Origin of the sequence: Pseudomonas sp. R9.37, from assembly GCF_963878885.1 — a bacterium.
Taxonomy (GTDB): domain Bacteria; phylum Pseudomonadota; class Gammaproteobacteria; order Pseudomonadales; family Pseudomonadaceae; genus Aquipseudomonas.
This window is the reverse complement of the sequence record NZ_CAWNZA010000022.1, coordinates 563944-590166: the sequence shown is the minus strand read 5'-3', so window position 1 is coordinate 590166 and position 26223 is coordinate 563944. Positions and strand designations below refer to the sequence as shown.

Here is a 26223-nt window from a genome sequence, read left to right as displayed (position 1 = left end):
GATTTATAAGGAGTTTTATTAAGTTAAACGAAATGGCATGAATCTCGCTCTAATCCCTTTCAAGCAGGTTAAGCGATGACAAGACGTGCGGCAGTACCCAGGGGTTATAACCCCTGGTAAAGCGGTTTAAACTGTTACCAATGTTTTACGGAACTGAAGGAACAGTAAGACGCTTGGCACTCGCCACTCTCACGCAGCCTGTAAGACAGTTAAGTGCTTAGAGGCAGATAGCTTATGAAAACACCGACCCAGACTCACGCAATTGACTTCGACAGTGCCAAATTGCAACGCCTGGGCTTTGGTCAGCCGTCTCTCCTGCCACCCCGTCGACCAGCGTCGTTCGCCCAACTTCGTCAGCAATTGAGCCAACAATTGCAAGTCAGCCTGGAGCCCCAGCGGATCCTTGGGCTGTTCTTTCGCGAGATTCAGCGCCTGGTGCCTTTGGATGCGTTGCAGTATCGCCACGAAGCCAGCGACCTGCGCCTGGAATTTGGCCATCGCGGCCACCACTCGGTGAGCTATGCCTTGAGCCATGAAGGTGAGCACTTGGGCGAGCTGATATTTCGACGCAATCAACGCCTGCTGGAAGACGAACTGGTCCAGCTTGAAGCGCTGCTGGCGACGTTGCTTTATCCGATGCGCAACGCCCTGCTCTACCGCGCCGCCACTCGCAGCGCTCTGCGTGACCCGTTGACCGAAACCGGTAATCGCGTCGCCATGGATCAGACCCTGCAACGCGAGATCGACATGGCCCGGCGGCACATGAACCCGTTGTCTCTACTGATGCTGGATATCGATCACTTCAAGAAGATCAACGACACTCACGGCCATGCAACCGGCGACACCGTACTGCGCGCTGTGGCCGGGGCGATCAAAAGCCAGCTGCGCAATGTCGACATGGTGTTTCGATTTGGCGGGGAAGAGTTTCTGATCCTGCTCTCCAACACCGGCCGGGACGCGGCAGGTATGGTCGGAGAGCGTCTGCGCAAGGCGGCACAAGCTCAGGACTATTGGGCGGATACCACACGGGTCGAGCTGACCGTGAGCCTGGGGTGCTCGACGCTGTTGGCCGCAGAGTCTGCCGAAAGCCTGTTGCGCCGTGCCGACAACGCTTTGTACGTGGCCAAGCGCGAAGGCCGCAACCGCTTGGCAATGGCGGGGTAAACACCCCGCCATCACGCTTACATCACGCCTCGCTGGCGACGCGAACCTGACGCTCGCGAGCGGCCGCAGGCGCCTTTGCTTTTTCGTTCTCCAACCGCATGCAGCTTTCCAAGAACAGATACATGTAGTCGTAGCTCTTGCATACCGCCTGGCGCAGCTCTACCTGCAGGGCTTTGCTGGGGTTCATCCCGGCCAGGGTGCAGATGATTTCCAGCGCTTCCCATGGGTGGGCGTCGTCATACTGCGCGTGCATCTTCAACCACTTCATGGCGCGCTTGCGGTCTTCCTCAGGGAAGGCTGCCGCGTACACACCGGTCGAGCACACCACCGCTGACCACTCCCCGGTTGCACCTTCGATCGCGTAGTTGGTTGCGGCAATCGCGACAATCAACGAATCGGCCGAGCTGGTATGCCAGCACCAATGACTCAGTGCGTGCAGTTCAGGCGGTACGTTCTGCGCTTGCAGCTCTTCGAGGCTGACGCCGTGGGCGCGGGCCCAATGCACCCAATAGTCGGCGTGGTTGAGCTCCACGCGAATATTGCGCATCAACCACCGGCGCGCCATATCCTCCCCAGGATGACGGGCAAACTTGGTCTTGGTCAGGTTTTGTGCCATGTACAAGGCAAACTGTTCCACCACTGGCCAGCCACCGATAAGGTAATGGCGCATGGTCTTGGCGCTGAGCGTGTTGTCACGCATGCGCTGATACAGTTCGTGTTCGACAACTCGGCGCTTGCTCTCGCTACAGTCCTGGATCAATTGCTGCGCCCAGGCGGGGTAACTCGAGGCTTCCATAAGCGGGCCGGTTCTGTTGAATGTGTCGATCACTGTAAGGCTCCTTTTTAAGTGTGATTGTACAGACCAGCAAAGTTTCAGCGGAATGTGCCGGGCGCCTTGAACAACAGAGGCTGCGGCCGCACAGGTCGACACTGCAAGCTATCAAAGGTAAACAATTGCGGGCGTTCAATCAGGTAGCCCTGAGCGTAATCCACACCTATCTCCAGTAACGCCTGTTCGATTTGCGGTGTTTCAACAAACTCGGCAATTGTGCGCTTACCCATGACATGGCCGATGTGGTTGATCACTTCGACCATAGCGCGGTTAATCGGGTCGTCCAGCATATCCTTTACGAAACTTCCATCGATCTTCAGGAAGTCTACAGGTAAATGTTTCAGATAAGCGAATGAGGACATTCCGGCACAAAAATCGTCGAGCGAAAAATGGCAACCTAAGGCTTTGAGTTCATTAATAAAGCGAATTGCACTGCCCAAATTCGCTATAGCGCTGGTTTCGGTTATTTCAAAACAAATCATTTCAGGCGGAATGCTGTAAGCCTCGAATTTTTCACGTAAAAACCCAAGAAAATCGTCATCTCCAATAGTTATCCCTGACAGATTTATCGCACACATGGCCATAGGTCGGCCTGCACGCTCGTGCATGCAACGGGCGATGATCTTGAATACGTTTTCTACCACCCAGCGGTCCAGTGAAGTCATTAAACCGTAACGTTCGGCGGCCGGGATAAAGCTGTCGGGAAGGATAATCCGGCCGGCCTCGTCGTGCAGGCGCAGCAGGATTTCAATATGGCCATTGCCGCCATCGGTTTGGCCCAGCGGTGAGATTTCCTGGGCGTAGAGGCAAAAGCGATTCTCCTCCAACGCCATGTGCAAGCGCTGCACCCAAGCCATCTCGCCAAAACGCAGGGACAACTCCGAGTCATCCGCGTGGTAGACCTGCACGCGGTTGCGGCCCTTTTCCTTGGCCATGTAGCACGCCATGTCGGCGGCTCGCAGAGAAGCTTCCAGTGTGGTCGGGGTTTGCGAAATGTGCACCAGACCAATACTGACGGTGGTCATGAAGGGCCGCCCCTTCCACACAAAATGCAGGCTTTGCACGGTGTGGCGCAGGCTCTCGGCGATCTTTTCCGCCACAGGTGCCGGGCAGTTCTCCAGCAGAATGCCGAACTCGTCCCCGCCCAGCCGCGCCAGCGTGTCGCCCTCACGCAGGTCCGATTGCAGCAGTGCGCAGATGTGGCGCAGCAATTCGTCGCCCGCCGCATGACCGCAGGTGTCGTTGACCAGCTTGAACTGGTCAAGGTCGAGGAACATCAACGCATGCCGCCCGCTTTGCTGGCGCCCTGCCGGGTGCAGCACTTGCTCAAGGCGATACTCGAATTCGCGGCGGTTGGCCAGGCCGGTCAACGCATCGTGGGTCGCTTGCCAGGAGAGGTTGGCAATGTATTGACGCTCCTGAGTCATGTCGTGCAGCACCAGCACCGCACCGCTGACCTTGCCTGCACTGCGGATCGGCGCGCCCACCAGCGTCACCGACACGGTACTGCCGTCCAGGCGCTGGATCAGCTTCGAATGTTCGCTGCCGCCACTGAGCCGGCCCTTGATGATGTGTTCCAGCAGCGTAAAGCCGTCCGGCTCGGCGTTTTCGTCCAGCAGCTTGAACAGCGCCGCCAGGGGCAGCCCCTGTGCCTGCGATGAGCGCCAGTGGGTCAGTGCCTCCGCCGCGGGGTTCATGTAGGCAATGGCGCCGTCGACGTCGGTGGTGATCACGCCGTCGCCGATCGACTCGAGGGTGATCTGCGCTCGCTCCTTCTCCACCTGCAAGGCGTCGGCGAAGGCATGGCGCTGGGTCAGCAACTTGTGGGTGCGCAGCAGGGCCAACGCGATCAGGCCCAGTGCGGTGGCCAGGTTAGTGATCAACAGCAGGCGCAGGATGACCCGCGAGCCCTCGCCCAGGGCATCACTGAAGGCTTTGGCAGCCGGCGTGACCCCGTCGTTGATGGCGTTGATGCGCGTTTTCCAGGCCTTCACGTCGGTGCTGCTGGCCTGGTCAGCGCTGATCGCCCGATGCATCGTGCGCGCCAGGTCATCCAGTTGCACCAGGTAACCATCGCCCACGGTCCACAGCTCGATGGCTTTTTCCAGATAACTGAAATGGCGGAAGTTGAGGTACAACCAGATCAGGCTGGAAACGTCATCAGGGTGGTTGCCGCCCTTGAGGATACCCAGGCGCGCGGCCGTCAGGTCGGGCGTGGGTCGGTCAAGGGCAATGCGCAATTCATGCCCGCCCTGGGGCACGGCGATGGCTTGCTGGTATTTGAGGTAAGTGGCCGGATCGCGGTTGTCGGCATAAAGGGTCAGGTAGTAGATCGCATCTTTCTGACCCTTGGACCACAGGCTTTCACCGGCCACATAACCGCGTACTGCCGAGAGCATGTAGAGGCTGACGCAACCCAGCAATGCCTGGAACAGTACTACCGCGATAAACGGCCAGACGATGCCCAACAACCGAGGCGTACTTAGCGTCGTTCCGAGAGTGCGCTTTTGCTTCATGAGGTCCCTTGCACAAGCACCACCAAAAACAGGCGAGTGATTAACGCTCCTGACAGCACAATCTTGGCTAAATTCGCTCGATCCGCTCAAGGGCGTCGGGTCGATTCAGCGCCTGAACCTCGAACGGCGCAGGAAAGCCGCTATTTCCTGGGGAGACTCTCGTACCTGCCAGAGTCAATCATTGCAAACCCAACGTTACCGAACTTGCTGCAAATGCCCGTAGAGCTTGGCGTACAGGCCACCGTCGGCGATCAACTGCTGATGATCGCCATCCTCGGCGATGTGCCCGCCATCAAACACCAGTACCCGGTCAGCCTGTTTCACCGCTGAAAGCCGGTGCGCGATGATCAGTGTAGTACGCCCACTGAGAAACCGCGCCAGCGCCTGATGCAGGTTGTATTCGGTGGCGGCGTCCAGGGCGGACGTGGCCTCATCCAGAATCACCACTTTGGGCTCGGCCAACACCATTCGCGCGATGGCCAGGCGTTGACGCTGACCGCCGGAAAACCGTACGCCGGAGCGCCCCACTACGCTGTCCAGCCCCAGCGGCAGTGCCTTGACGGTAGCATCCAACTGGGCGATTTCCAGTGCCTGCCAACAGGCCTGGTCGCTGCGGGTACGGCCCATGGTCAGGTTGGCGCGCACGGTGTCGTTGAATAACGCCGGGTGTTGCAGCACCACAGCGACGTTTTCGCGGATGGTCGCAAGCCCGATTTCCTGCTGGGTGGCGCCGCCGAAGCGAATGCTGCCGGCTTGCGGCGTATACAGCCCCAGCAACAGTTGCACCAGGGTACTTTTGCCGCCGCCGCTGGCGCCGACAATCGCGACCTTCTCACCCGGCGCAATGGCCAGGTTCAACTGATCGAGCACCAGCTCGTCGCCGTAGCCGAAATTCAGGCCGCGTACCTCGATGCCGACGGTCTCACGCCCGGTGAACGGGTCTGCGCCGCCGGCATACTGCGGCTCGTCGGCGCGCGCCAGCAGCTCGTTGATCCGCGTCAGCGCCCCGCCCGCCGCGTAGTAAGCGTATTGCAGGTTCAACAGCTGCTCCACCGGCCCGATCATGAACCACAGGTAGCTGAACACCGCGAGCATCTGGCCGATGGACAAGTCGGAAAACAGCACCGTGAGCATCGCCGCAGCGCGGAAGATGTCGATGCCAAACTGAAACAACAGGCCACTGGCACGGCTGGAGGCGTCGGTTTTCCATTGGGAGTGGATCGCATAGTCGCGCACTTCCTGGGCGCGCTGGCCGAGGCGTCCGAGGAAAAAGCCCTGGCGGTTGCCCGCACGCACTTCCTGGATCGCGTCGAGGGTTTCGGTCAATGCCTGGGTAAAGCGCGACGTGCTGTCGTTTTCAAGCTTCTTCAAGTGTTTGACGCGTTTGCCCAGCTGTACCGTGGCGTAGATCACCAACGGGTTGAATAGCAGGATCAGCAGCGCCAGCTGCCAGTGCATCCACACCAGAATCGCCGAAGTGCCGACCAGCGTGAGCATGGCCACCAGGAAGCGGCTGAGGGTCTCGCCGACAAACTTGTCCAGCGTATCCAGGTCGGTGACCAGGTGCGTGGTAACCGTGCCGCTGCCCAGGCTTTCGTATTCGCCAAGGGAAATGCGCTTGAGCCTCTCGATCAGACGCACGCGAATGCGGTAGACAATGTCCTTCGCCAGCCGCGCAAACAGCCGCGCCTGCACCACGTTGAATACCAGTGCGCCGCAACGCAGGCACAGCGTCAGCAACAGCATCAGGCCGATATAACCGGCAGCCTTCTGCCAGCCCAGGGGCAACGCGTTGTTCATCACCTTGAGCGCGGCATCGCCACGGCCCAGCAACACTTCGTCTACCAGCAAAGGCAACAGCAATGGAATCGGCACGCTGCACAAGGTCGCCAGCACAGCGACGCCGTTGGCAATCCACAGCGATTTTTTGTGGCGCAGGGCCAGGCGGCGAATCTCCGCCCAGGTCAGTCGGTCGGTACGGTCGGGCTGGTCATGCACAGGTGGCTCGCTCCAACCAGCGGGCGAGCAATGGCGACAGCTCGGACAGCGGCTGGTAGCCGTTGGTCAACAAGGCCAACTGACCGTTACGCTCAGCCAGCAGGGTCGGGAAACCGGCAATGCCCAGATCCTGCACCCAGGTGAAATCAGCGGCCGTCGCGGCGTGCTGCTCGGCGCGGTCGAACGCGCCGGCAAACTCGATACGCGGGATGCCCGCCTCCTCGGCCAGTTCTACCAGCACGCTGGCCAGGGTCACATCGCGGCCCTCGACGTAAAACGCGCGCTGGATCAGCCCCAGCAGCTTCCACGCGCAATCCGGCGCCAGGCTGCGCGCCGTGACGATGGCGCGGCACGCGGGCTCGGTGTCATAGACAAAACCATCGGGCAGCGCGCCTTCACGCGTGAACGGCTGACCGGTGGCCTCGGTGACCGCCTGCCAGTGCTCAAGGATGTAGCGCCGGGTGGTCGGCTCCAACGCCGCGCCACTGCCGGTGCGCAAACCGCCCACCACCAGGTGCAGCTCCACGCCCGCAGCCTGGGCCTGCTCGACCAACGCCTCGGCCACCGGGGCAAAGCCCCAGCACCAGGAACACATCGGGTCCATCACATAGAGCAGGCGCGCGGGCATGGGTCAGGCCTCGGAAGGGGTTTGCTTATAGTTGAAGCCAATCGGGTGCGGCATATTGCGGGCCTTGGCCAGCTCGATCTGCTTTTGCCGGTCAATTGCGCTGCGACGGGTCTTCTCCGGCAGCTTATCCCAGCAATGCGGGCAGCTGATGCCAGCCACATAGTGCTCGGACGCGCGGTCTTCGACGCTGACCGGTGTACGGCAGGCATGACATTGATCGTAGTCGCCTTCGCTCAAGTCGTGGCGCACAGTCACGCGGTTGTCGAACACAAAGCAGTCGCCCTGCCATTTGGTCTCTTCCTGCGGCACCTCTTCGAGGTACTTCAGAATGCCGCCCTTGAGGTGGTAGACCTCGTCAAAGCCTTCGCTGAGCATGTAGCTCGACGCCTTTTCGCAGCGAATGCCGCCGGTGCAAAACATGGCGACTTTCTTGTGCTTGGCCGGATCGAAGTTGGCTTTGATGTAGTCGGGAAATTCGCGAAAACTGGTGGTTTTCGGGTCAATCGCGCCTTCAAAGGTGCCAATGGACACTTCGTAATCGTTACGGGTGTCGATCAACAGCACTTGCGGGTCGCTGATCAGCGCGTTCCAGTCTTTGGGGTCGACGTAGGTGCCGACTTTTTTGTTCGGGTCGACGCCTTCGACGCCCAGGGTCACGATCTCTTTCTTGAGCTTGACCTTGGTGCGGTAGAACGGCTGTTCATCGCAGTACGACTCTTTGTGGTCGATGTCGTCCATACGTGGATCGTTCTTCAGCCAGGCCATCAGGCCGTCAATGCCTTCGCGGCTGCCGGAAACGGTGCCGTTGATGCCTTCTTCGGCGATCAGCAACGTGCCTTTGATGCCGTTGTCGACCATCGCCTGCAGCAGTGGCTCGCGCAGGGCGACGTAATCTTCGAGGGTGACGAACTTATACAGTGCCGCCACGACAATCGGTTGAGTCATGGGTGTTCTCTCCAGGTGGCTACCCTCGTAAGGGGTGAACCGGATAACGGCAGCTGCGAGTTTTTAGCCGCAAGCTGCAAGTAAAAGCAAAAAAAACGCGCCGACTGGGCGGCGCGTTGGGGATTGTAGCAAGAAGGCAGCTGCGAGGGCTCTAATCTTGTCGCTGGCAGCTGACAACGTGTGGCTGCTTCAATGCCCTCCGGCGCAGGTCGGCGAGGCCGGGGCTGCGTCGATTTTCGCCCATTCTTCAGGCGTGTAGGTATGCAGCGCCAACGCATGAAACTCGCTCATCAGGTCACCCAGCGTGGCGTAGACCGTCTGATGGCGCTTGACGCGGTTAAGCCCCTCGAACTGCTGGCTGACCAGCACGGCCTTGAAGTGGGTCTGCAACCCACGGCTGTGCATATGGCTTTCGTCCAGCACGCTTACGTGTTGCGGGCTCAGGGCGGCGAGCGCCGTTTCGATACGCTGTTGCATGTTCATTCCTGCTTACTTCTTCTTGGCCGGTGCGGCGGCTTTCGGCGTCAGCTCGTTGGTCATGTCTTCCAACAGCTTGTTGACTACCGGCACAGCGCTTTCCAGCTTGGCCTGGGTCATCTGGGCCGACTGCTGGGTCAGCTGCGGCATTTTTTCCAGGACTTTCTTGCCCAGTGGCGACTGGTAGAAGGCAACCAGGTCCTTGAGTTCGGATTCGCTGAAGTTGGTGGTGTAAAGCTTGACCATGTCCGGTTTCAGCTTCGGCCAGCCGATGGCCTGGTCCAGCGCGGCGTTGGCCTTGGCCTGGTAGCTGTCCAGTACGGACTGCTTGGCGGCAGGCGCCTTGGTCTGTTCGAAACGCTGGGCGAACATTTGCTGCACTTGCATGTACACCGGGGTACCCAGCTTGTCAGCGTGGGCCAGGGTAAGGAAGGCTTCGGCACTGGCGTTATGGCTGGCGGTATCGGCAAAGACTTGGCCGCTGGCGCAAACCAGAGCAACCGCGGTACAGATGGCACGAAGACGAGTCATCGAGTTTCCTTTTCTAGCAGGCGAGGTAAGACCCCAAGGGCGACCATTCTGCGCCTAAAAAACCTCGCGGCTCAACCCCAGGCCTTGTTCGGCCTGGATTTGCAGGGCTTGCCTGCGATGAAAAGTCTTTTATGGAACCCCCAAGGCCCATCACGGCCTAAACTGCGCAAACGAACCTGAAGGAGTGTGCCCGATGAGCCGTATCGAAACCGACAGCCTGGGAGAAGTGCATGTCCCGGATGACGCTTACTGGGGCGCGCAGACCCAACGCTCGCTGGTGAATTTCGCCATCGGCGAACAACGCATGCCATTGGCCGTGCTGCACGCCCTGGCCCTGATCAAGAAGGCAGCGGCGCGGGTCAACGACCGCAATGGCGACTTGCCTGCCGATATCTCCCGCCTGATCGAACAGGCCGCCGATGAAGTGCTCGACGGTCAGCATGACGACCAGTTCCCACTGGTGGTCTGGCAGACCGGCAGCGGCACCCAAAGCAACATGAACGCCAACGAAGTGATCGCCGGCCGCGCCAACGAGCTGTCGGGCCAGCCCCGCGGTGGCAAAAGCCCGGTGCACCCGAACGATCATGTCAACCGCTCCCAAAGCTCCAACGACTGTTTCCCCACCGCCATGAGCATCGCGACGGTGCAGGCGATCAACAAGCAACTGCTGCCGGCGATCACCAACCTGTCGGGTGGGCTGGCGGAGCTGTCGGCGCGGCACATGAAGCTGGTCAAGACCGGCCGCACCCACATGATGGACGCCACGCCGATCACTTTTGGCCAGGAAGTCTCGGCGTTTATCGCCCAGCTCGACTACGCCGAACGCGCGATCCGCAGCGCCCTGCCCCCGGTGTGCGAACTGGCCCAGGGCGGCACCGCCGTCGGCACCGGGCTCAACTCGCCCCACGGCTTTGGCGAGGCGATTGCTGCCGAGTTGGCCGCCTTGTCGGGGCTGCCCTTTGTGACCGCCCCGAACAAATTCGCCGCCCTCTCCGGCCACGAGCCGCTGGTAACCTTGCACGGCGCGCTGAAAACCCTCGCGGTGGCGCTGATGAAAATCGCCAACGATCTGCGCCTGCTGGGTTCCGGCCCGCGCGCCGGGTTGGCCGAGGTCAAGTTGCCAGCCAACGAGCCGGGCAGCTCGATCATGCCGGGCAAGGTCAACCCGACCCAGTGCGAAGCGCTGTCGATGCTGGCCTGCCAAGTGCTGGGCAATGACGTGACCATCGGCATTGCCGCCAGCCAGGGGCACTTGCAGTTGAACGTGTACAAGCCGGTGATCATCCACAACCTGCTGGAATCGATCCGCCTGCTGGCCGACGGTTGCAACAACTTCCAGGAACACTGCATTGCCGGTCTTGAGCCGGATGCCGAGCAAATGGCCGAACACCTGGAACGCGGCCTGATGCTGGTGACCGCGCTCAACCCGCACATTGGCTACGACAAGTCGGCGCAGATCGCCAAGAAGGCGTATGCCGAGGGCCTGACGCTGCGTGAAGCCGCGCTGGCGCTGGGCTTCTTGACTGATGAAGAGTTCGACCAGTGGGTACGCCCGGAAAACATGCTCGAGGCCGGCCACTAACCTCGGGCTTTTGATCTGCTTTTGATCCAAGGCGCCCCATTAACCACGCTGGCCGCACGCAGGCTTGAATCCGTGGCTAACCCGGCGGACGCCGGGTTAGCCACGCTGGGCCGAGGATGGCCCAGCGCGGCGGCCCACGGATTCAAGCCTGCGTGCGGGCACACCGAGCCTAGGCGAGGTGCCGAGTGGTGGGGGGAGGACCTTTTGCTTACTTTTGGCTGGGCCGGCATTCCGGTCCTTCCAACAGTGAACCGTGTAAGAGCGCAACCAATAGCAGCCGTTACCGCAGAAATGGATATGAACGCCGACCAATATCCCAGTCAACTGACATACCGCCATCGCAGGCAAGCCAGCTCCCACTTTTAAACCGGTTTACCACCCTAAAGCCGCGGCGGCGACTCGGCCGCCACGCCGGCATCAAGACGCCAGCCGCACCCGCCGAGCCTTGAGTCCCGCCAGCAACGACGGCGCCAGCGCCACCGTCGCCGACCCCAGCACCACCACCAGCGCCCCGACGTAGCCCAAGGCGTTGATCTCTTCGGCCTGCACAAACGCCGGCCATAGCCACGCCGCCAACGCCACCGCCACAAACGTCACCAAGGGCGTCAGCGCCAACGTCGCACTGACCCGCGAGGCCTCCCAATGCGCCAACGCTTCGGCAAACGCACCGTAAGCCACCAGCGTATTCATGCAGCACGCCAGCAACAGCCAGCCTTGCAGCGGGCTCAACTGCAGCGCCTCCAGCGGATGCGCCCACGGCGTGAGCAACGCGGCGCACGACAGGTAGATCACCATCATCACCTGCAGCGAATTCCACACCGTCAGCAACTGCTTCTGGCCCAAGGCGTAAAACACCCAGATGGTGGTGGCGAGCAGAATCGTCAGCACCCCGGCGGTGTAGGTGCCCAGGGACGTGAGCATTTCCACCAGGCGTTGATTGAAGAACAGCCCGAAGCCGATGATCAACACCACCAGGCCAACACCCTGCCCCAGGCTGAAACGCTCCTTGAACACAAACACGCTGGCGACCATCAGAAAGATCGGCCCCATCTGCACCACCAACTGGGCCGTGCCGGGGCTGAGCATTTTCAGGCCTACCAGGTACAACACGTAATTGCCCACCAGCCCGCACACCGCCATGGCTACCAGCCAACCGCCTTTTGGGCCGAGCACTTTGCGGCTGGGCAGGCGTTGGGTGACGGCCAAGTAGATAAACAAGCAGCTACCGGCGACAACCAGGCGAAACCAGGTGACGGTGACCGGGTCCATCACCAGCAACACTTGTTTGAGTTTGATCGGCAGGATGCCCCACAGGAACGCGGTCAGCAGGGTCAAGCCAAAGCCATAAACCCAGCGGCCGGAAGAGATGTGCATGAGTGCCCCGAATGCCTGAGGAAGTGGAGGCAGCATTCTAGGGGCAAGCGCACGAATTGGGATACGACACAATTTAAATGTGGGAGCGGGCTTGCTCGCGAACGCGGTGGGTCAGCCTTGCATGTGTTGACTGATACACCGCTTCCGCGAGCAAGCCCGCTCCCACATTTTTAAGCCGGGTTTCTTCAGTGGGACCTAGCGTACGGCTTCGAAGAGCCCGGTGGCGCCCATGCCGCCGCCCACGCACATGGTGACCACGCCGTAACGCAGGTTGCGTCGTTGCAGCTCGCGCACCAAATGCCCGACTTGTCGCGAACCGGTCATGCCGAACGGGTGCCCGATGGAAATCGAGCCGCCATTGACGTTGTATTTGGCGTTGTCGATCGCCAGGCGGTCGCGCGCATACAGGCACTGCGAGGCAAACGCCTCGTTGAGTTCCCACAGGTCGATATCCGCTACCTGCAAGCCCTTGGCCTTGAGCAACTTGGGCACCGAGAACACCGGGCCAATGCCCATCTCGTCCGGCTCGCAACCGGCCACGGTAAATCCGCGGAAAAACGCCTTGGGCTTGAGCCCCAGCGCCAGGGCTTTTTCCAGGCTCATCACCAGTGTCATCGACGCGCCATCGGACAGCTGCGAGGAGTTGCCAGCCGTCACCGAACCGTCTTCGGCAAACACCGGTTTGAGCCCTTGCAGACTGGCCAGCGTGGTGTCCGGGCGGTTGCAGTCATCGCGATCCACCACGCCTTCAAGGATCTGCACCGCGCCGGTGTGCTTGTCCTCGACCTTGTACGTGACCGTCATCGGCACGATTTCATCGTCGAACAACCCGTCGGCCTGGGCCTGCGCGGTGCGCTGCTGGCTCTGCAGGGCGTAACGGTCCTGCGCTTCGCGGCTGACGTTATAGCGCCGCGCGACGATTTCGGCGGTCTGGCCCATCGGGAAGTAGATGCCCGGCACCTGCTCTTGCAGCAGCGGGTTGATCAGGTTGTCGGTGTTGACGCTTTTGAGGGTCAGGCTGATCGATTCAACGCCACCGGCGACGATGATGTCGCTGCAACCCGAGGCGATCTGGTTGGCCGCGATCGCGATCGCCTGCAAGCCCGAGGAGCAGAACCGGTTGAGGGTCATGCCTGCCGTGCCCGTGCCCAATTGCGAGAGCACTGCCACATTGCGCCCGATGTTGTAGCCCTGCGCGCCTTCGTTGGAACCGGCACCGACGATGCAATCCTCGACCGTCGCCGGGTCGATGCCATTACGGCTCAGCAGTGCATTCACGCAATGGGCCGCCATGTCGTCGGGACGGGTCTGGTTGAACTTGCCACGAAAGGATTTGGCCAGGCCGGTTCGCACACTGTCGACGATCACTACTTCACGCATGGGCTACCTCGATCTTGTCGTTGTTGGGAGACCAACCGAGGATAAATCCACGCCCTCCCCACCGCGATGATCATTCACCCCGCCTATACAAAAGCATGGCGATGAGCAGGCTGGTTCTGCCAAGTGGGATGGTGTGGCGGACACGCTCACTGTGGCGAGCAGGCTTGCCCTGCGTTGGGGCGCGAAGCGGCCCTGATCCAGACGCCGCGTACTTTCATTTAGAACGCATTGACCGACTATGGGGCCGCTTCGCAGCCCAACGCAGGGCAAGCCTGCTCACCACAAAAAGCCTGCCTGCCATAGGTCAGCGCCCGCCAACGCTATTTTTTCTTTTTCTTCTTGTCGTGCTTGTCGGTCTTGTCGAACGCCTCTTCGAGCGCGCGGTTGATGGTGCGCAGCACCTTGACCCGCGCCCAGCGCTTGTCGTTGGCTTCGACCAGCGTCCAGGGCGAGATTTCAGTGCTGGTACGGTCGACCATGTCGCCCACGGCCGCACGGTAGTCATCCCACTTGTCGCGATTGCGCCAGTCGTCTTCGGTAATTTTGAAGCGCTTGAACGGGATGTTCTCGCGGGCCTGGAAGCGCTCCAGCTGGGTGTCCTTGTCAATCGCCAGCCAGAACTTGACCACGATCACACCGGCATCGCGCAACTGCTCTTCAAAGTCATTGATCTCGCCGTAGGCGCGCATCCAGTCCGCCGGGGTGCAGAAACCTTCGATGCGCTCCACCAGCACGCGCCCGTACCACGAGCGGTCGAACACCGTGAACATGCCGCGCGCCGGAATCTTCTGCCAGAACCGCCACAGGTACGGTTGGGCACGCTCGTCTTCACTCGGCGCGGCAATCGGCACGATGTGGTACTGACGCGGGTCCAGCGCCGCCGCCACACGCCGGATCGCCCCGCCCTTGCCCGCCGCATCGTTGCCTTCGAACACGGTGACCAGCGCGTGCCTGCGCATGCGTTTGTCACGCATCAGGCCGGAGAAACGCGCCTGCTCGGTGATCAGCTGTTCTTCGTAATCGTCCTTGTCCAGGCTCAAGGTCATGTCGAGGCTGTCGAGCAGGCTCTTCTGATCCACCGAGGCCAACAACGGCGCCGGGTTCATGCCGCTGGCCTTGCCCTTGGGCAACTTCAGTGCATTTTGCAGGCCCTCGAGCAGGATCTTGCCCACGGTGAGGCTGCGGTAGTGCGCATCGACCCCTTCGATCACATGCCATGGCGCGTAGTCGCGGCTGGTGCGGCGCAGGATGCGCTCACCAAAATGCACAAATTTGTCGTAGGTCTCGGACTGCTGCCAGTCCAGCGGGCTGATGCGCCAGCTGTGCAGCGGGTCATCGGCCAACGCCTTGAGCCGCGCTTTCATCTGTTTCTTGGACAGGTGAAACCAGAACTTGAAGATCAGCGCGCCTTCGTCGCAGAGCATTTTTTCCAGGCGCTCGGCACCGGCGATGGCCTGGTCCAGGCGTGCATCCTTGATCTCGCCGTGCACGCGGCTTTGCAGCATCTGGCTGTACCAATTGCCGAAAAAAATGCCCATGCGGCCTTTGGCCGGCAATTGCCGCCAGTAGCGCCAGGCCGGTGGGCGCGCCAGTTCTTCGTCGGTCTGCTGGTCAAAGGTGCGCACTTCGATCAGGCGCGGGTCCATCCATTCGTTAAGCAGCTTGACGGTCTCGCCCTTGCCGGCGCCCTCAATGCCGTTGATCAAGATAATCACCGGGAAGCGCTTCTGCTGCTGCAGCTCGTACTGCACTTCCAGCAACGCTTCGCGCAGGGCCGGCACTTCGGCTTCATAGGTGTCTTTGTCGATGGCGTGACCGATTTCGGCGGATTCGAACATGGGCAGCTCCGTTTCAAGTTGGATCAAGACTAGCGGATTGGGCAACAACGCGCGGGAGGAAATTCCACGCCAACGTGCCGTGGGTCAATTCAAAGCCCATTGATCGGCTAGAATGGCCGCCTTGCTGTTGCCTGCTGTTATTTTATGAGCCGCCCATGAACCCCATCACCCACGCCCAGCTGGACTGGGACGACCAAGGTCGCCCGCACTCGCGGGTGTTCGACGATGTGTATTTTTCCGACCAGTCGGGCCTTGAAGAAACCCGCTACGTGTTCCTCGAACAGAACCGTCTGCAGGCGCGCTTTGCCGCCCTGCCGGTGAATGGGCGGCTGGTGATTGGCGAAACGGGGTTTGGCACCGGCTTGAACTTTCTGTGCGCCTGGCAGCTGTTCGAACAGCATGCGGTGGCGGGCGCGCGCCTGCATTTTGTCAGCGTGGAAAAGTACCCGCTGAGCCACGCCGACCTGCAACGCGCCCTCGCCCTCTGGCCAGAGCTTGCGCCCTTCGCCGAGCAACTGCTGGCGCACTACATTGCCATCCACCCAGGCTTCCAGCGGCTGGTGCTGGATAACGGCCGCGTGACGCTGACCCTGTTGATCGGCGATGCCCTGGAGCAGTTGCCACAACTGGATGCCCAGGTCGATGCGTGGTTTCTCGACGGCTTCGCCCCGGCAAAAAATCCCGACATGTGGACCGCCGAACTGTTTGCCGAACTGGCCCGCCTGGCGGCACCCGGTTCGACCATCAGCACCTTCACCAGCACCGGCTGGGTACGCCGGTTGATCAACGCCGCCGGGTTCAAGATGAAACGCACGCCAGGCATCGGGCATAAGTGGGAGATCCTGCGCGGTGAATTCCTCGGTTGGCCGGCCGAAACGCCGCCACCTGCCCACAGCAAACCGTGGTTCGCCCGCCCGGCGCCGGTGCCCGGTGAGCGCAGCGCCCTGGTGATCGGCGGCGGCCTGGCCGGGTGCGCCACGGCGGCCAGCCTGGCGGCACGTGGCTGGCGTGTGAGCCTGCTGGAGCGCCACGGCGCCCTGGCACAGGAAGCCTCGGGCAACCCGCAAGGCGTGCTTTACCTCAAGCTCTCGGCTCATGGCACGGCGCTTTCGCAGCTGATCCTCAGCGGCTTCGGCCACACGCGGCGCTTGCTTGAGCACCTGCACCGCGGCGTCGATTGGGACGGTTGCGGCGTGCTGCAACTGGCCTTCAATGCCAAGGAAGCCGAGCGCCAGGCCCAGTTGGCCGCCGCGTTCGCGCCGGGCCTGCTGCACCTGCTTGATCAGGCTCAAGCTCAGGCGCGCGCCGGCGTGGCGCTCGAACACGGCGGGCTGTTTTACCCCGAGGGCGGCTGGGTGCACCCGCCGGCATTATGCCAATGGCAAGCGCAGCACCCGTTGATCGACGTGCGGCCTCATCACGAAGCCCTTGAGTTGCAGCGCGTTGACGGTCAATGGCAAGCCCTGGCCGGCGACACCCTGCTGGCGAGCGCGAGCGTGGTGGTGCTGGCAGGTGCCGCCGAGATCAAGCGGTTTGCGTTCAGTGCCGACCTGCCGCTCAAACGCATTCGCGGGCAGATCACACGGCTGGCAGAAACGACGGCGAGCCAGGCGCTGGCCACCGTGGTGTGCGCCGAAGGCTATGTCGCCCCTGCGCGCCTGGGTGAACACACCCTGGGCGCCAGCTTCGACTTCAAGAGCGACGACCTGACGCCCACTGCCGCCGAGCACGCCGGCAATCTGGCGATGCTGCGGGAAATCTCCCTCGACCTGGCCGACCGTCTCGGCGCCGATGCCTGCTCTGCCGAGCAGCTTGAAGGCCGCGCCGCATTCCGCTGCACCAGCCCCGACTACCTGCCGATTGTCGGGCCGCTGGCCGAACGCGAGGCGTTCGACCAGGCCTACGCGGTCCTGCGCAAGGACGCCCGCCACGTGCCACCCACACCCTGCCCGTGGCTGGACGGCGTGTACATCAACAGCGGCCACGGTTCACGTGGCCTGGTGACCGCGCCGCTGTGTGCCGAGCTGCTGGCGGCCTGGCTGGACGCCGAACCCTTGCCCTTGCCCAGCAGCGTGGCCGAGGCTTGCCACCCCAACCGTTTTGCCGTGCGCGCGCTGATTCGCAGCAACGCCGGCAAGCCTTAGACCTGGCTGAATCACGGCATCACACAGGGCGACAGGTCGCCGAGTTTCAGCGCCTCCTTGGTCAGGCGCTCAGCTTCGCCCTTATGCGCCGCCTGCTGCTCGCGCAGGATCTGGTTCATCTGGTCAAGGTAGTCGGCGTCGTTGAGCGCGGTGCTTTTTTCAAAGACCGCCTGCAGGCGCTGGTCATAGGGCTCGCTCAACGCCTCGAACGATTGGCTGAAGGCGACTTTCAAGTGACTGTCCCATAACGGCAGCTCCACCAGGTAGTTCAAGAGCTTGGTTGAGCGCTCTGCCGCCCGGAGTTGTTCTTCGGCAGTGTTCAGCGCTTCTACCGTGACGCCGCCCAGGCGGGCAAAGCGCATGTGCAGGGGCTGACCGGGCAAATGAAACTTGCTGGCCAGCCCTGTTCGGTAGGCCAGGCTGACCTCCAGCGGGTCAGCCTCCGGGTGCTGCTGACTGTGCGTGCGTGCGTAGCTGTCCAACTGATCCAGACGAAACAGGCCCTTGGCCAACTTCAGCAGCGGCTTGGCGGTCAGCTTGCCCCCTTCGACGCCTTTGGCAGCTTCGTGGATCTCAACCAGCACCTCAAGGTTGCTGAAGTTCAGCGCCGCGCTGTCATCGCAATTGACCGGCGTGGCGGCCCGGTCAAAAATCTCATCGCGCAGCTGCGCGTCATTTCCGGCCGCCTCCAGCACCCGCCAAACGCGTCGTTCCAGGTCCTCCCGCACCAGTTGAGCATCGCCGGTGCCGCCCAGTTCGGCCAATAACCTGAACAGGCTCTCGGACTCTGGCTCATGCTTGAGTCCCGTCCAAACCGTCTCTTTTTGCGTGTAGCGCGCAACCTCGCTATCGGCCAGCCATAACTCCCGGGCTTTCTGCTCGTTGAGGCGAGCGATGTCATCTTCCAAAAAGCCCATGCCTATGCCGGTTTGGCTCCGATAGTCGGCCAGTGTCTTTCGGCTGGCTTCATCCAGCGGGTTGTGGCGCAGGTTGATGGCTTCAGCCACAGGGCGTGGCGCGGTGGGCAACCAGCCAGGCAAAGCGAGGATATCGTTGTCGCGCAGGTCGAGGTAATGCAGGTAAGGCAAGCGCGGTACCCCAGCAGGAAACGCGCGCAGGCGACAATGACGCAGCATCAGCTCACGCAACTCGAACATATGGCCAACGGCAGGCGGATCAACCAACGGGTTGTTGCTCAGGTTCAATACCTGCAAGCCTCGCAGGTCAGCCAGCTTGGCGTGGGTGTGTTCGGTGAGTTGCAGGTGGTTGTCGTTGAGGTACAGGCGTTTGAGCGCGAGCATGTGTGACAGTACTTCCGGCAGGCGTGTCACCTCGTTGCTGCGCAGTTCCAACGCCTCGAGCTGCTTGAAGTGTTTGAGAAAATACGCCACGTCATCGTCGAGCCCCATTCTGTTCAACGACAACTGCCGGATATGGGCAAAGCTGACCGGCGCCGGCAAGGTCGGCAGTCGGCCCACGACCAAGCCATCGAGTACCAGGCTTGGGACCTTTACCCCACTGGCATCGGGCAACAGGAGCCGCTGTCGCCAGCCGTCCTCGATGGCCTGCATCGCCTGATGACGGGCCAGGCGGTAATCCGCCTGGGGATGAGGCAAACCGGCGAGGGATGTCTCGTCATTGCGCCACGCCTTGAGCGCCCGATGCAGGGCCTCGAACTGGCGCTCCAGCGCCTCCACGGCCTGGGCGCGCGCCAGGTGATCGGGGCCTTGCCCGTCCAGGAACGTTGCCACCTGCCGTTCGTCAAAACCGGGATACAGCCTGTTGACCTTGCGCACCAGCGCCACCGGGTGCCGCGTCGAACGCACCATGGCCTGCGCGCACAGCTGCGGCGCCGCCTCAGGGAGTGCACGCTCGGGCCACAGATGGCGTGACAGCACGTGGCGCTCTTGCTCGGCGCACGCCTGGAGCGCGTCGCGTAATCGACTGGCACGCTCTGCCCCCGAGAGGTTCAGTGCTGCCAATTGCGCAGCCGACAAGGTGGCAAGCAGAGCCTGGTAAAACCCTTCAGGGCCTGACGTTTTTTCACCCAGCGGCGCACCTTTATCGTCGAACGCCTGCACCCCATCGCCGGTCTCGACCAGTGTGCGCCGCCACCGTGCATGCTGGCTGCCGGAGGTGCCTATCAGCTCGCCGATCAAACTGTCCCGGCGTACCTGCACGTGCAAATCCTGCGGCCATCCCGCGACCTTCGCCAGCAGGTGCACGGCCAGCCGTCGCGAGGGGGCGCTGGCCAGCTCCGGCAGGTAAAGGCCGATCAGCGCCTGGTCTTCTTCCTGCACCGCCAACGCTTCGCGTGCCCGTTGTGCGAGCAACAGCGGCACGCGCCGGGTGCTGCGAAGTTGCCAGCGATGCACGGTTGACGTCTTGGACAGCAACTCCCAGGCGATGCGATTGGGCACGTTTGGGAAATGCGCCTTGAGCAACCCGTGATCTGAATGGGTAATGCCATCCGCGTCCTGATACAGCTGCTGGAAAACCTCTCGGTGGGTGCGTTTGAGCGAGGCCAGTAACTGGCGCGCAAGCACCGCGCCCTGCTCATCTGGCGCTACCGAGCCCCCCAGCAAGGTGTCGATCTCGTCCGGCGGCAGAACGTCGAGCAGCGTCGCCATCACTGCGCCGTCTTTGAGCGCCTGTTCAGTGATGTGGATGCTCAAGTGTCCATGCTCGAATGTGGCGCTGCCGGGAAAGCGTTCGAGCCGCGCCCCTTGGCGGTCCAGTACCTCGAAAAACCGTCCCTGCGGCCAACCTGGCATCAGCGGCAACGCCAGCAACTGAACGCGCGCGGTGCTTGCATCCGGCCGTGGCTGATGTTCCAGCTGCCAGATCAGATCGCGAACTTGCTGGTTCAAGGCGAAACGCGCCACGCAGTCGTTGAAGCGCTCCGGTAGCGGCCTGTTTTGCAGGGCCAGGGCGTGCAGGCGGGAGGGGCGCATGTCGACAATGCTCGCCACGTAGTCCAATTGCTCGGTGGGCAGCGCGGCCAGGCGCGGGTTAAGCCGAGTGAGAATGTAGGATGGGGAGCCCCACTCCTGGGGGTGTTCGAACGCAAACCGCCAACCGCCCTGGCGGTTGTGCAGCAGGCGCGGACGATAGGCCGTGGTCCGCGTCGGGTGCAGGGCGTGCCAGTAACCCGACCGCGCATCGTAGGCCACCGCGTACACCACCCCCATGATCCTGACATAGGAATGACCGCCGGCCTGGTAGATCCCACGGCTATTGGCCACCGTCAGGGCGTCGACATCCAGCGTCCGGCCGTAAGGCTTGAGCCGCCGACGCCACAAGCGAGGACCGGCATCCGGCAGCTGCACCGCTTCGACTGCCTCGAAGAACTCTGCGGGGTTGGACTTGAACCCCCTGAACACCTTGCCTGCCACCTTCACACCGTCCGCGAACACGGCCATGGCCGCCAGGTTTTCAGCCACATTGACCAAATGTTCCAGGCCCTCGGCCTGGTCGCTGTGAGTCCATTCATCCACTCCTTCGAAGACCTCGGCGAGCATCTGGCCGACGGCGACGCCCAACATCAATTGCCCGAGCACCGGCACCATCAGGCCGGCGATGTTCAGCATATTCAGGCCCGCTTCCAGATAGCCTTGTAGGCGTTTCTGCCGCGCCTCCTCATCCACTTGCGCCGTCGGCACGGCCAATGCAACGGCGTCCAGCTGGATCTTGCGGGTCAAGGCGCCGAAAAAGAACGGTTCCAGGCCGGTGTCCACCGCCACGGGCTCCACGCGTTCGAGTGTCCTGCGTTGGTCAAAACGCTGGAAAAAACCGAACCGCTCGGCCTCATCCAGGTAGCGCGTGAAGAAGCTGCGATAGGCCGGCACCTGAAGCTTGAGCGTCAGGTAGGCGATCAGGTCCCCCAGCGTGGGGTATTCGTACCACGGGCGCCCGGGCTCGCCTGGCATGTACACCAGCAAGGGCCCCTCAGCAAAGCCGTGCGTGGAACCATGGCCGAACACCAGCACGCTCCACAGGCAGGCGCCATGCACATTCATCCCTTGCCAGACCAGCGGCTTTTCATGGAACAACACATGCTGAAGGCTCCGCGCGGGCAAGCGAGCATTGAGCAGGGCTTGCAATGCGGAATAGCCGGACTCGCTGATATCGCCCTTGCCATGGGCAATCTGCAAGTCGATTTGCATGTCCTTGATCTTGCACTGGCCGACCTCGCCGACCACCGGGTTGTAGGCCCGTTCAGCGCCGTCCTCGTCGTCGCTCCCCGCGAGGTTGAACACCTCACGCAGGTGCCGCTGATAGGCCGCGCCCAGGTCCAGTTCGCGGCAGTACCGCGCAAAGGCTCCCGCGCTGAGCGTTGACACGTTCTGGCCTGCCGCACCCGTTCGAATCACCGCGCCTGCGGGCAGCCCACCCGCCTCGGCCTGGTCCAGGGTAAAATTCTGCATGGCCGCCTGCAGCAGGTGGTGCTTGTCCATGGACATCGTCTGCAGCCGTACGCCACGGCCGACGGTCAACGCGGCGAAGTGCCGATTGGGCAACTCCAGCCAGTCACGTTCGACATCCAGCCCGGCATGCCCCTTGGCCGCCAGGAGCGCCTTGAGTCGCTCGGCACAAAATGACCTGAGCGGCGTTATACGGCGCAACAGGCTCGCGGCCCGCTCGCGGGGTTGCTGACTGCTGGCGTGCGCCGCTTCCAGCGCCTGGCGCGTTGGGGCGGCGGCACTTACCAGCCATGGGGGCAGCGTATGCTGCAGCACCCTGGCCTTGTCCAGGTCGCCGGTGATTTCCAGCAGTGCAGCGGTGATTTTCTCTTGAGAGACAGGCGCGGCGGCTTGGCTTACAGCCGGTTGTTGGGTCATCGGCAACAGTCCTTATTGCGTTGAATAATGACCCGGACAATAACCCTCACGCCGGCAATGAAAGGTTCAAATAGGCGCTCGATATCGCGGCGCATCCCCCCACTTTTTGCATCCGTGATTGACCTATCTACCGACCATTGACTGGCGCCCCGGTGGCGCGCGACGTGGCTTGCGGCCACTCAAGGCTCTTTGCCTTATAACGTATTGTTCTAAAACTCCGTGAATCTGCTCGGGTCAGTCTCTGGGTACCCACCCTTTTGGTGCGGTGCCATTTTTGTCTGTCCCCAACGGAAAAACCGGTAAGGAATATATGTGCGGATTAGCTGGCGAGTTACGTTTTGATCACCAACCTGCCGACCTGGCAGCGGTAGAGCGGATCACCCATCATTTGGCACCACGCGGTCCTGACGCGTGGGGCTTCCACGCCCAAGGGCCGATTGCCCTGGGCCATCGACGCCTGAAAATCATGGACCTGTCGGACGGCTCGGCCCAACCGATGGTCGACGCCCAACTGGGGCTGTCCCTGGCCTTCAATGGCGCGATCTACAACTTCCCGGAATTGCGTGAAGAGCTGGAAGCCCTCGGCTACGCCTTCTATTCCGGTGGCGACACCGAAGTGCTGCTCAAGGGCTACCACGCGTGGGGCGAAGCACTGCTGCCCAAGCTTAATGGCATGTTTGCGTTTGCCATCTGGGAGCGCGACGCCCAGCGCCTGTTCATCGCCCGTGACCGTCTGGGTGTTAAGCCTTTGTACCTGTCGCGCACCGGCCAGTGCCTGCGCTTTGCCTCGGCACTGCCGGCATTGCTCAAGGGCGGCGACATCAACCCGATGCTTGATCCGGTCGCGCTTAATCACTACCTGAATTTTCACGCCGTGGTACCGGCACCGCGCACGTTGCTGGCAGGCATTGAAAAACTGCCGCCGGCCAGCTGGATGCGCATCGACGCCAACGGCAAGATCGCACAGAAAACCTGGTGGACGCTGCCCTACGGTCCCCATGACGATGAAAAAAACCTGACCCTGGAAGACTGGACCGACCGCGTGCTCGACAGCACCCGCGAAGCCGTGGCCATTCGCCAACGCGCCGCCGTGGATGTCGGTGTGCTGCTCTCCGGCGGTGTCGATTCGAGCATGCTCGTGGGGCTGCTGCGTGAAGTCGGCGTGCAGGACCTGTCGACCTTCTCCATCGGCTTTGAAGACGCCGGCGGCGAGCGCGGCGACGAATTCCAGTATTCGGATCTGATCGCCAAGCACTACGGCACCCGTCACCATCAACTGCGCATCGCCGAAAGCGAGATCATCGAGCAACTGCCCGCCGCGTTCCGTGCCATGAGCGAGCCGATGGTCAGCCACGACTGCATCGCCTTCTACCTGCTGTCGCGGGAAGTGGCCAAGCATTGCAAAGTGGTGCAAAGCGGCCAGGGCGCCGATGAGCTCTTCGCCGGTTACCACTGGTACCCGCAAGTGGATGGCGCCAGCGATCCCTATGCCGCCTACCGCGATGCCTTTTTCGACCGCAGCTACGACGACTACGCGGCCACCGTTGCCCCCAAATGGCTGACCGCCAACGATGCTGCCGGTGACTTCGTGCGCGAGCATTTCGCCATGCCGGGCGCCGACGCCGCCGTGGACAAGGCCCTGCGCCTGGACAGTACGGTGATGCTGGTGGACGACCCGGTCAAACGCGTCGACAACATGACCATGGCCTGGGGCCTGGAAGCACGCACGCCGTTTCTGGACTACCGCCTTGTCGAATTGTCAGCCCGTGTGCCCGGCAAATTCAAATTGCCCGACGGTGGCAAGCAAGTCTTGAAAGAAGCCGCGCGCCGCGTGATCCCGAGTGAAGTCATCGACCGCAAAAAAGGCTACTTCCCGGTGCCGGGCCTCAAGCACTTGCAGGGCGACACCCTGAACTGGGTGCGTGAACTGCTGCTGGACCCAAGCCAGGATCGCGGCCTGTTCAACCCGGCCATGCTGGATCGCCTGCTGACTGACCCACAAGGTCAACTGACGCCGCTGCGCGGTTCAAAGCTGTGGCAACTGGCGGCGCTGAACCTGTGGCTCAGCGAACAAGGAATTTGATTGATGAAACCTCTTGCAGCGGCTTACAGCCAACGCTTGCTGAAGGGCCAGGCGCCGACCTACGAGCGCCTGCAGGCCCGCCTGGCTGAAGATGGCAGCCCGTTGGGCGCCGAACCGATTGCCGTGCATTGCGGATGGGGCCGGTTGTTGATCGGCCATACCTTCCCGGACCCGGCAAGCCTGGCCCAGGAACTGCTCAAGGAACAGCCTGGCGAGCGTGACATCGCCCTGTACGTGGCAGCGCCCCAGCAGATTCTGGGGATCGACCCGCAGCAGCTGTTCCTCGACCCCTCCGACACCCTGCGCCTGTGGTTCAGCGACTATCGCCCCGCTACCCGCGTGTTTCGCGGTTTTCGGATTCGCCGGGTGCAGACCGAAGCTGATTGGGCGGCGGTCAACGTGCTCTACCAAGGGCGCGGCATGTTGCCGGTCGACGCTGAACGCCTGACCCCGCGCCATCAAGGCGGCCCGGTGTATTGGCTGGCCGAAGACGAAGACAGCGGCGCGGTGATCGGCAGCGTGATGGGCCTGAACCATCAGAAGGCTTTTCACGACCCGGAAAACGGCTGCAGCCTCTGGTGCCTGGCGGTTGATCCGCAGTGCACGCGCCCTGGCGTGGGAGAGGTGCTGGTGCGCCACTTGGTGGAGCACTTCATGAGCCGCGGCTTGAGCTATCTCGACCTGTCGGTGCTGCACGATAACCGTCAGGCCAAGAGCCTCTACGCCAAGCTGGGTTTTCGCGCGCTGACCACCTTTGCGATCAAACGCAAAAATGGCATCAACCAGCCGCTGTTTCTCGGCCCGGGCCCGCAGGCCGGCTTCAATCCCTATGCGCGCATCATTGTCGAGGAAGCCCACCGACGCGGCATCGATGTGCACGTGGATGACGCCGATGCCGGCCTGTTCACCCTCAGCCATGGCGGGCGCCGCGTGCGTTGCCGTGAATCGCTGAGCGACCTGACCAGCGCCATCAGCATGACCTTGTGCCAGGACAAGAGCCTGACCCACAAAGTGCTCAAAGCCGCTGGTTTGAACCTGCCGTCGCAGCAATTGGCGGGCAGTGCCGACGACAACCTGGAGTTTCTCGACGAACATCAGCGCATCGTGGTCAAGCCGCTGGATGGCGAGCAAGGCCAGGGCGTGGCGGTGGATCTGCAGACCATCGAGGACGTGCAGAAAGCCATTGAAACAGCGCGCCAGTTCGACAGCCGCGTGCTGCTCGAGAGCTTCCATGAAGGCCTCGACCTGCGCATTCTGGTGATCGGTTTTGAAGTGGTTGCCGCTGCGATTCGGCGCCCGGCCGAGGTGACCGGCGACGGCCAGCACTCCATCGGCGCCTTGATCGAAGCCCAAAGCCGTCGTCGCCAAGCGGCCACTGACGGTGAAAGCAAGATCCCACTGGACGCCGAAACCCAACGCACCCTGCACGCCGCCGGTTTTGACTACAGCAGCATCCTGCCGCGCGGCCAGACCCTGGCCGTGCGCCGCACCGCCAACCTGCACACCGGCGGCTGCCTGGAAGACGTCACGGCGATTTTGCACCCCACATTGGTGGACGCTGCCGTGCGTGCGGCGCGTGCGCTGGACATTCCCATGGTGGGCCTGGACCTGATGGTGCCTGCCGCCGATCAACCCGAGTATGTGTTTATCGAAGCCAACGAACGGGCCGGGCTGGCCAACCATGAGCCGCAACCGACGGCGGAGAAGTTTGTGGATTTGCTGTTTCCGCACAGTCAGCCGACCGCCCAATAACCTGTGGCGAGCAGATCTCGTAGGGCAAGCCCGCTCGCCACATCAAGCCCGCTTGCCACGACAGGCCCGCTTGCCACCACGAGCCCGCTCGCCAAAACAGGCCCGCTCGCCACACAAATCCGCTCGCCCCCCATTCAT

At 62.1% G+C, this 26223-nt stretch carries 16 protein-coding genes; 5 read left to right on the top strand and 11 right to left on the bottom strand.

Annotated elements, in window-relative coordinates:
* Positions 1-234 precede the first annotated feature (234 nt).
* Positions 235-1164 carry a GGDEF domain-containing protein gene (locus tag AACU78_RS14875; RefSeq protein WP_106576562.1) on the top strand — a complete coding sequence of 310 codons (930 nt, stop codon included), beginning with the start codon at positions 235-237 and terminating at the stop codon, positions 1162-1164.
* 22 nt (positions 1165-1186) lie between these two features.
* Here the strand turns inward: AACU78_RS14875 and AACU78_RS14870 are convergent, their stop codons facing one another.
* The 7 genes from AACU78_RS14870 to AACU78_RS14840 form a co-directional block, all read right to left on the bottom strand.
* A complete protein-coding gene (locus AACU78_RS14870; protein ID WP_234452688.1) occupies positions 1187-1960 on the bottom strand; it encodes a TenA family transcriptional regulator in 774 nt (257 codons plus the stop codon).
* Positions 1961-2037: 77 nt separating this feature from the next.
* Positions 2038-4512: an EAL domain-containing protein gene (locus AACU78_RS14865; protein WP_106576560.1), complete on the bottom strand. Its 2475-nt coding sequence runs from the start codon at positions 4510-4512 to the stop codon at positions 2038-2040.
* Between the two features lie 195 nt (positions 4513-4707).
* A complete protein-coding gene (locus tag AACU78_RS14860; RefSeq protein WP_106576559.1) occupies positions 4708-6510 on the bottom strand; it encodes an ABC transporter ATP-binding protein in 1803 nt (600 codons plus the stop codon).
* A complete protein-coding gene (locus AACU78_RS14855; RefSeq protein WP_177410076.1) occupies positions 6503-7105 on the bottom strand; it encodes a DsbA family protein in 603 nt (200 codons plus the stop codon). The genes AACU78_RS14860 and AACU78_RS14855 overlap by 8 nt, the downstream gene beginning before the upstream one ends.
* Before the next feature lie 36 nt (positions 7106-7141).
* Positions 7142-8083: an oxygen-dependent tRNA uridine(34) hydroxylase TrhO gene (gene trhO, locus AACU78_RS14850; protein WP_106576557.1), complete on the bottom strand. Its 942-nt coding sequence runs from the start codon at positions 8081-8083 to the stop codon at positions 7142-7144.
* A 189-nt stretch (positions 8084-8272) separates the two neighbouring features.
* Positions 8273-8566: a BolA family protein gene (locus tag AACU78_RS14845; RefSeq protein WP_106576556.1), complete on the bottom strand. Its 294-nt coding sequence runs from the start codon at positions 8564-8566 to the stop codon at positions 8273-8275.
* A 6-nt stretch (positions 8567-8572) separates the two neighbouring features.
* A complete protein-coding gene (locus tag AACU78_RS14840) occupies positions 8573-9091 on the bottom strand; it encodes a DUF2059 domain-containing protein (protein ID WP_003236690.1) in 519 nt (172 codons plus the stop codon).
* A 193-nt stretch (positions 9092-9284) separates the two neighbouring features.
* Between AACU78_RS14840 and AACU78_RS14835 the strand changes: the two genes are divergently transcribed.
* Positions 9285-10673 (top strand): class II fumarate hydratase, encoded by a 1389-nt coding sequence (locus AACU78_RS14835; protein ID WP_106576555.1) that lies wholly within the window; start codon positions 9285-9287, stop codon positions 10671-10673.
* 417 nt (positions 10674-11090) lie between these two features.
* On the opposite strand, the gene AACU78_RS14830 is transcribed toward AACU78_RS14835, so the two are convergent.
* The 3 genes from AACU78_RS14830 to pap form a co-directional block, all read right to left on the bottom strand.
* Positions 11091-12047: a DMT family transporter gene (locus tag AACU78_RS14830; RefSeq protein ID WP_106576553.1), complete on the bottom strand. Its 957-nt coding sequence runs from the start codon at positions 12045-12047 to the stop codon at positions 11091-11093.
* A gap of 195 nt (positions 12048-12242) precedes the next feature.
* Entirely contained in the window at positions 12243-13427 is a 1185-nt protein-coding gene (locus AACU78_RS14825) for a thiolase family protein (protein WP_106576552.1), read from the bottom strand.
* A gap of 320 nt (positions 13428-13747) precedes the next feature.
* Entirely contained in the window at positions 13748-15265 is a 1518-nt protein-coding gene (gene pap / locus AACU78_RS14820) for a polyphosphate:AMP phosphotransferase (RefSeq protein ID WP_106576551.1), read from the bottom strand.
* A 155-nt stretch (positions 15266-15420) separates the two neighbouring features.
* On the opposite strand from pap, the gene mnmC reads away from it, so the two are divergent.
* On the top strand, positions 15421-17409 hold the full coding sequence (gene mnmC, locus AACU78_RS14815; protein ID WP_106576550.1) for a bifunctional tRNA (5-methylaminomethyl-2-thiouridine)(34)-methyltransferase MnmD/FAD-dependent 5-carboxymethylaminomethyl-2-thiouridine(34) oxidoreductase MnmC: 1989 nt from the start codon (positions 15421-15423) through the stop codon (positions 17407-17409).
* An 11-nt stretch (positions 17410-17420) separates the two neighbouring features.
* On the opposite strand, the gene AACU78_RS14810 is transcribed toward mnmC, so the two are convergent.
* Entirely contained in the window at positions 17421-22250 is a 4830-nt protein-coding gene (locus AACU78_RS14810; protein WP_106576549.1) for an NEL-type E3 ubiquitin ligase domain-containing protein, read from the bottom strand.
* A 310-nt stretch (positions 22251-22560) separates the two neighbouring features.
* Here AACU78_RS14810 and AACU78_RS14805 point away from each other — a divergent pair, with 310 nt between their 5' ends.
* Both AACU78_RS14805 and ngg read left to right on the top strand, forming a co-directional pair.
* Positions 22561-24333: an N-acetylglutaminylglutamine amidotransferase gene (locus tag AACU78_RS14805; protein ID WP_106576548.1), complete on the top strand. Its 1773-nt coding sequence runs from the start codon at positions 22561-22563 to the stop codon at positions 24331-24333.
* 3 nt (positions 24334-24336) lie between these two features.
* The gene (gene ngg / locus AACU78_RS14800; RefSeq protein WP_106576547.1) at positions 24337-26085 is read left to right on the top strand and encodes an N-acetylglutaminylglutamine synthetase; all 1749 of its coding nucleotides are present in this window, start codon (positions 24337-24339) and stop codon (positions 26083-26085) included.
* Positions 26086-26223 lie beyond the last annotated feature (138 nt).

What these genes read in the sequence shown, in the direction of transcription:
- AACU78_RS14875 (WP_106576562.1), top strand. Translation starts at nt 235, where the DNA reads ATGAAAACACCGACCCAGACTCACGCAATTGACTTCGACAGTGCCAAA.
- AACU78_RS14870 (WP_234452688.1), bottom strand. Translation starts at nt 1,960, where the DNA reads ATGGAAGCCTCGAGTTACCCCGCCTGGGCGCAGCAATTGATCCAGGAC.
- AACU78_RS14865 (WP_106576560.1), bottom strand. Translation starts at nt 4,512, where the DNA reads ATGAAGCAAAAGCGCACTCTCGGAACGACGCTAAGTACGCCTCGGTTG.
- AACU78_RS14855 (WP_177410076.1), bottom strand. Translation starts at nt 7,105, where the DNA reads ATGTGTTCCTGGTGCTGGGGCTTTGCCCCGGTGGCCGAGGCGTTGGTC.
- trhO (WP_106576557.1), bottom strand. Translation starts at nt 8,083, where the DNA reads ATGACTCAACCGATTGTCGTGGCGGCACTGTATAAGTTCGTCACCCTC.
- AACU78_RS14845 (WP_106576556.1), bottom strand. Translation starts at nt 8,566, where the DNA reads ATGAACATGCAACAGCGTATCGAAACGGCGCTCGCCGCCCTGAGCCCG.
- AACU78_RS14840 (WP_003236690.1), bottom strand. Translation starts at nt 9,091, where the DNA reads ATGACTCGTCTTCGTGCCATCTGTACCGCGGTTGCTCTGGTTTGCGCC.
- AACU78_RS14835 (WP_106576555.1), top strand. Translation starts at nt 9,285, where the DNA reads ATGAGCCGTATCGAAACCGACAGCCTGGGAGAAGTGCATGTCCCGGAT.
- AACU78_RS14830 (WP_106576553.1), bottom strand. Translation starts at nt 12,047, where the DNA reads ATGCACATCTCTTCCGGCCGCTGGGTTTATGGCTTTGGCTTGACCCTG.
- AACU78_RS14825 (WP_106576552.1), bottom strand. Translation starts at nt 13,427, where the DNA reads ATGCGTGAAGTAGTGATCGTCGACAGTGTGCGAACCGGCCTGGCCAAA.
- pap (WP_106576551.1), bottom strand. Translation starts at nt 15,265, where the DNA reads ATGTTCGAATCCGCCGAAATCGGTCACGCCATCGACAAAGACACCTAT.
- mnmC (WP_106576550.1), top strand. Translation starts at nt 15,421, where the DNA reads ATGAACCCCATCACCCACGCCCAGCTGGACTGGGACGACCAAGGTCGC.
- AACU78_RS14810 (WP_106576549.1), bottom strand. Translation starts at nt 22,250, where the DNA reads ATGACCCAACAACCGGCTGTAAGCCAAGCCGCCGCGCCTGTCTCTCAA.
- AACU78_RS14805 (WP_106576548.1), top strand. Translation starts at nt 22,561, where the DNA reads ATGTGCGGATTAGCTGGCGAGTTACGTTTTGATCACCAACCTGCCGAC.
- ngg (WP_106576547.1), top strand. Translation starts at nt 24,337, where the DNA reads ATGAAACCTCTTGCAGCGGCTTACAGCCAACGCTTGCTGAAGGGCCAG.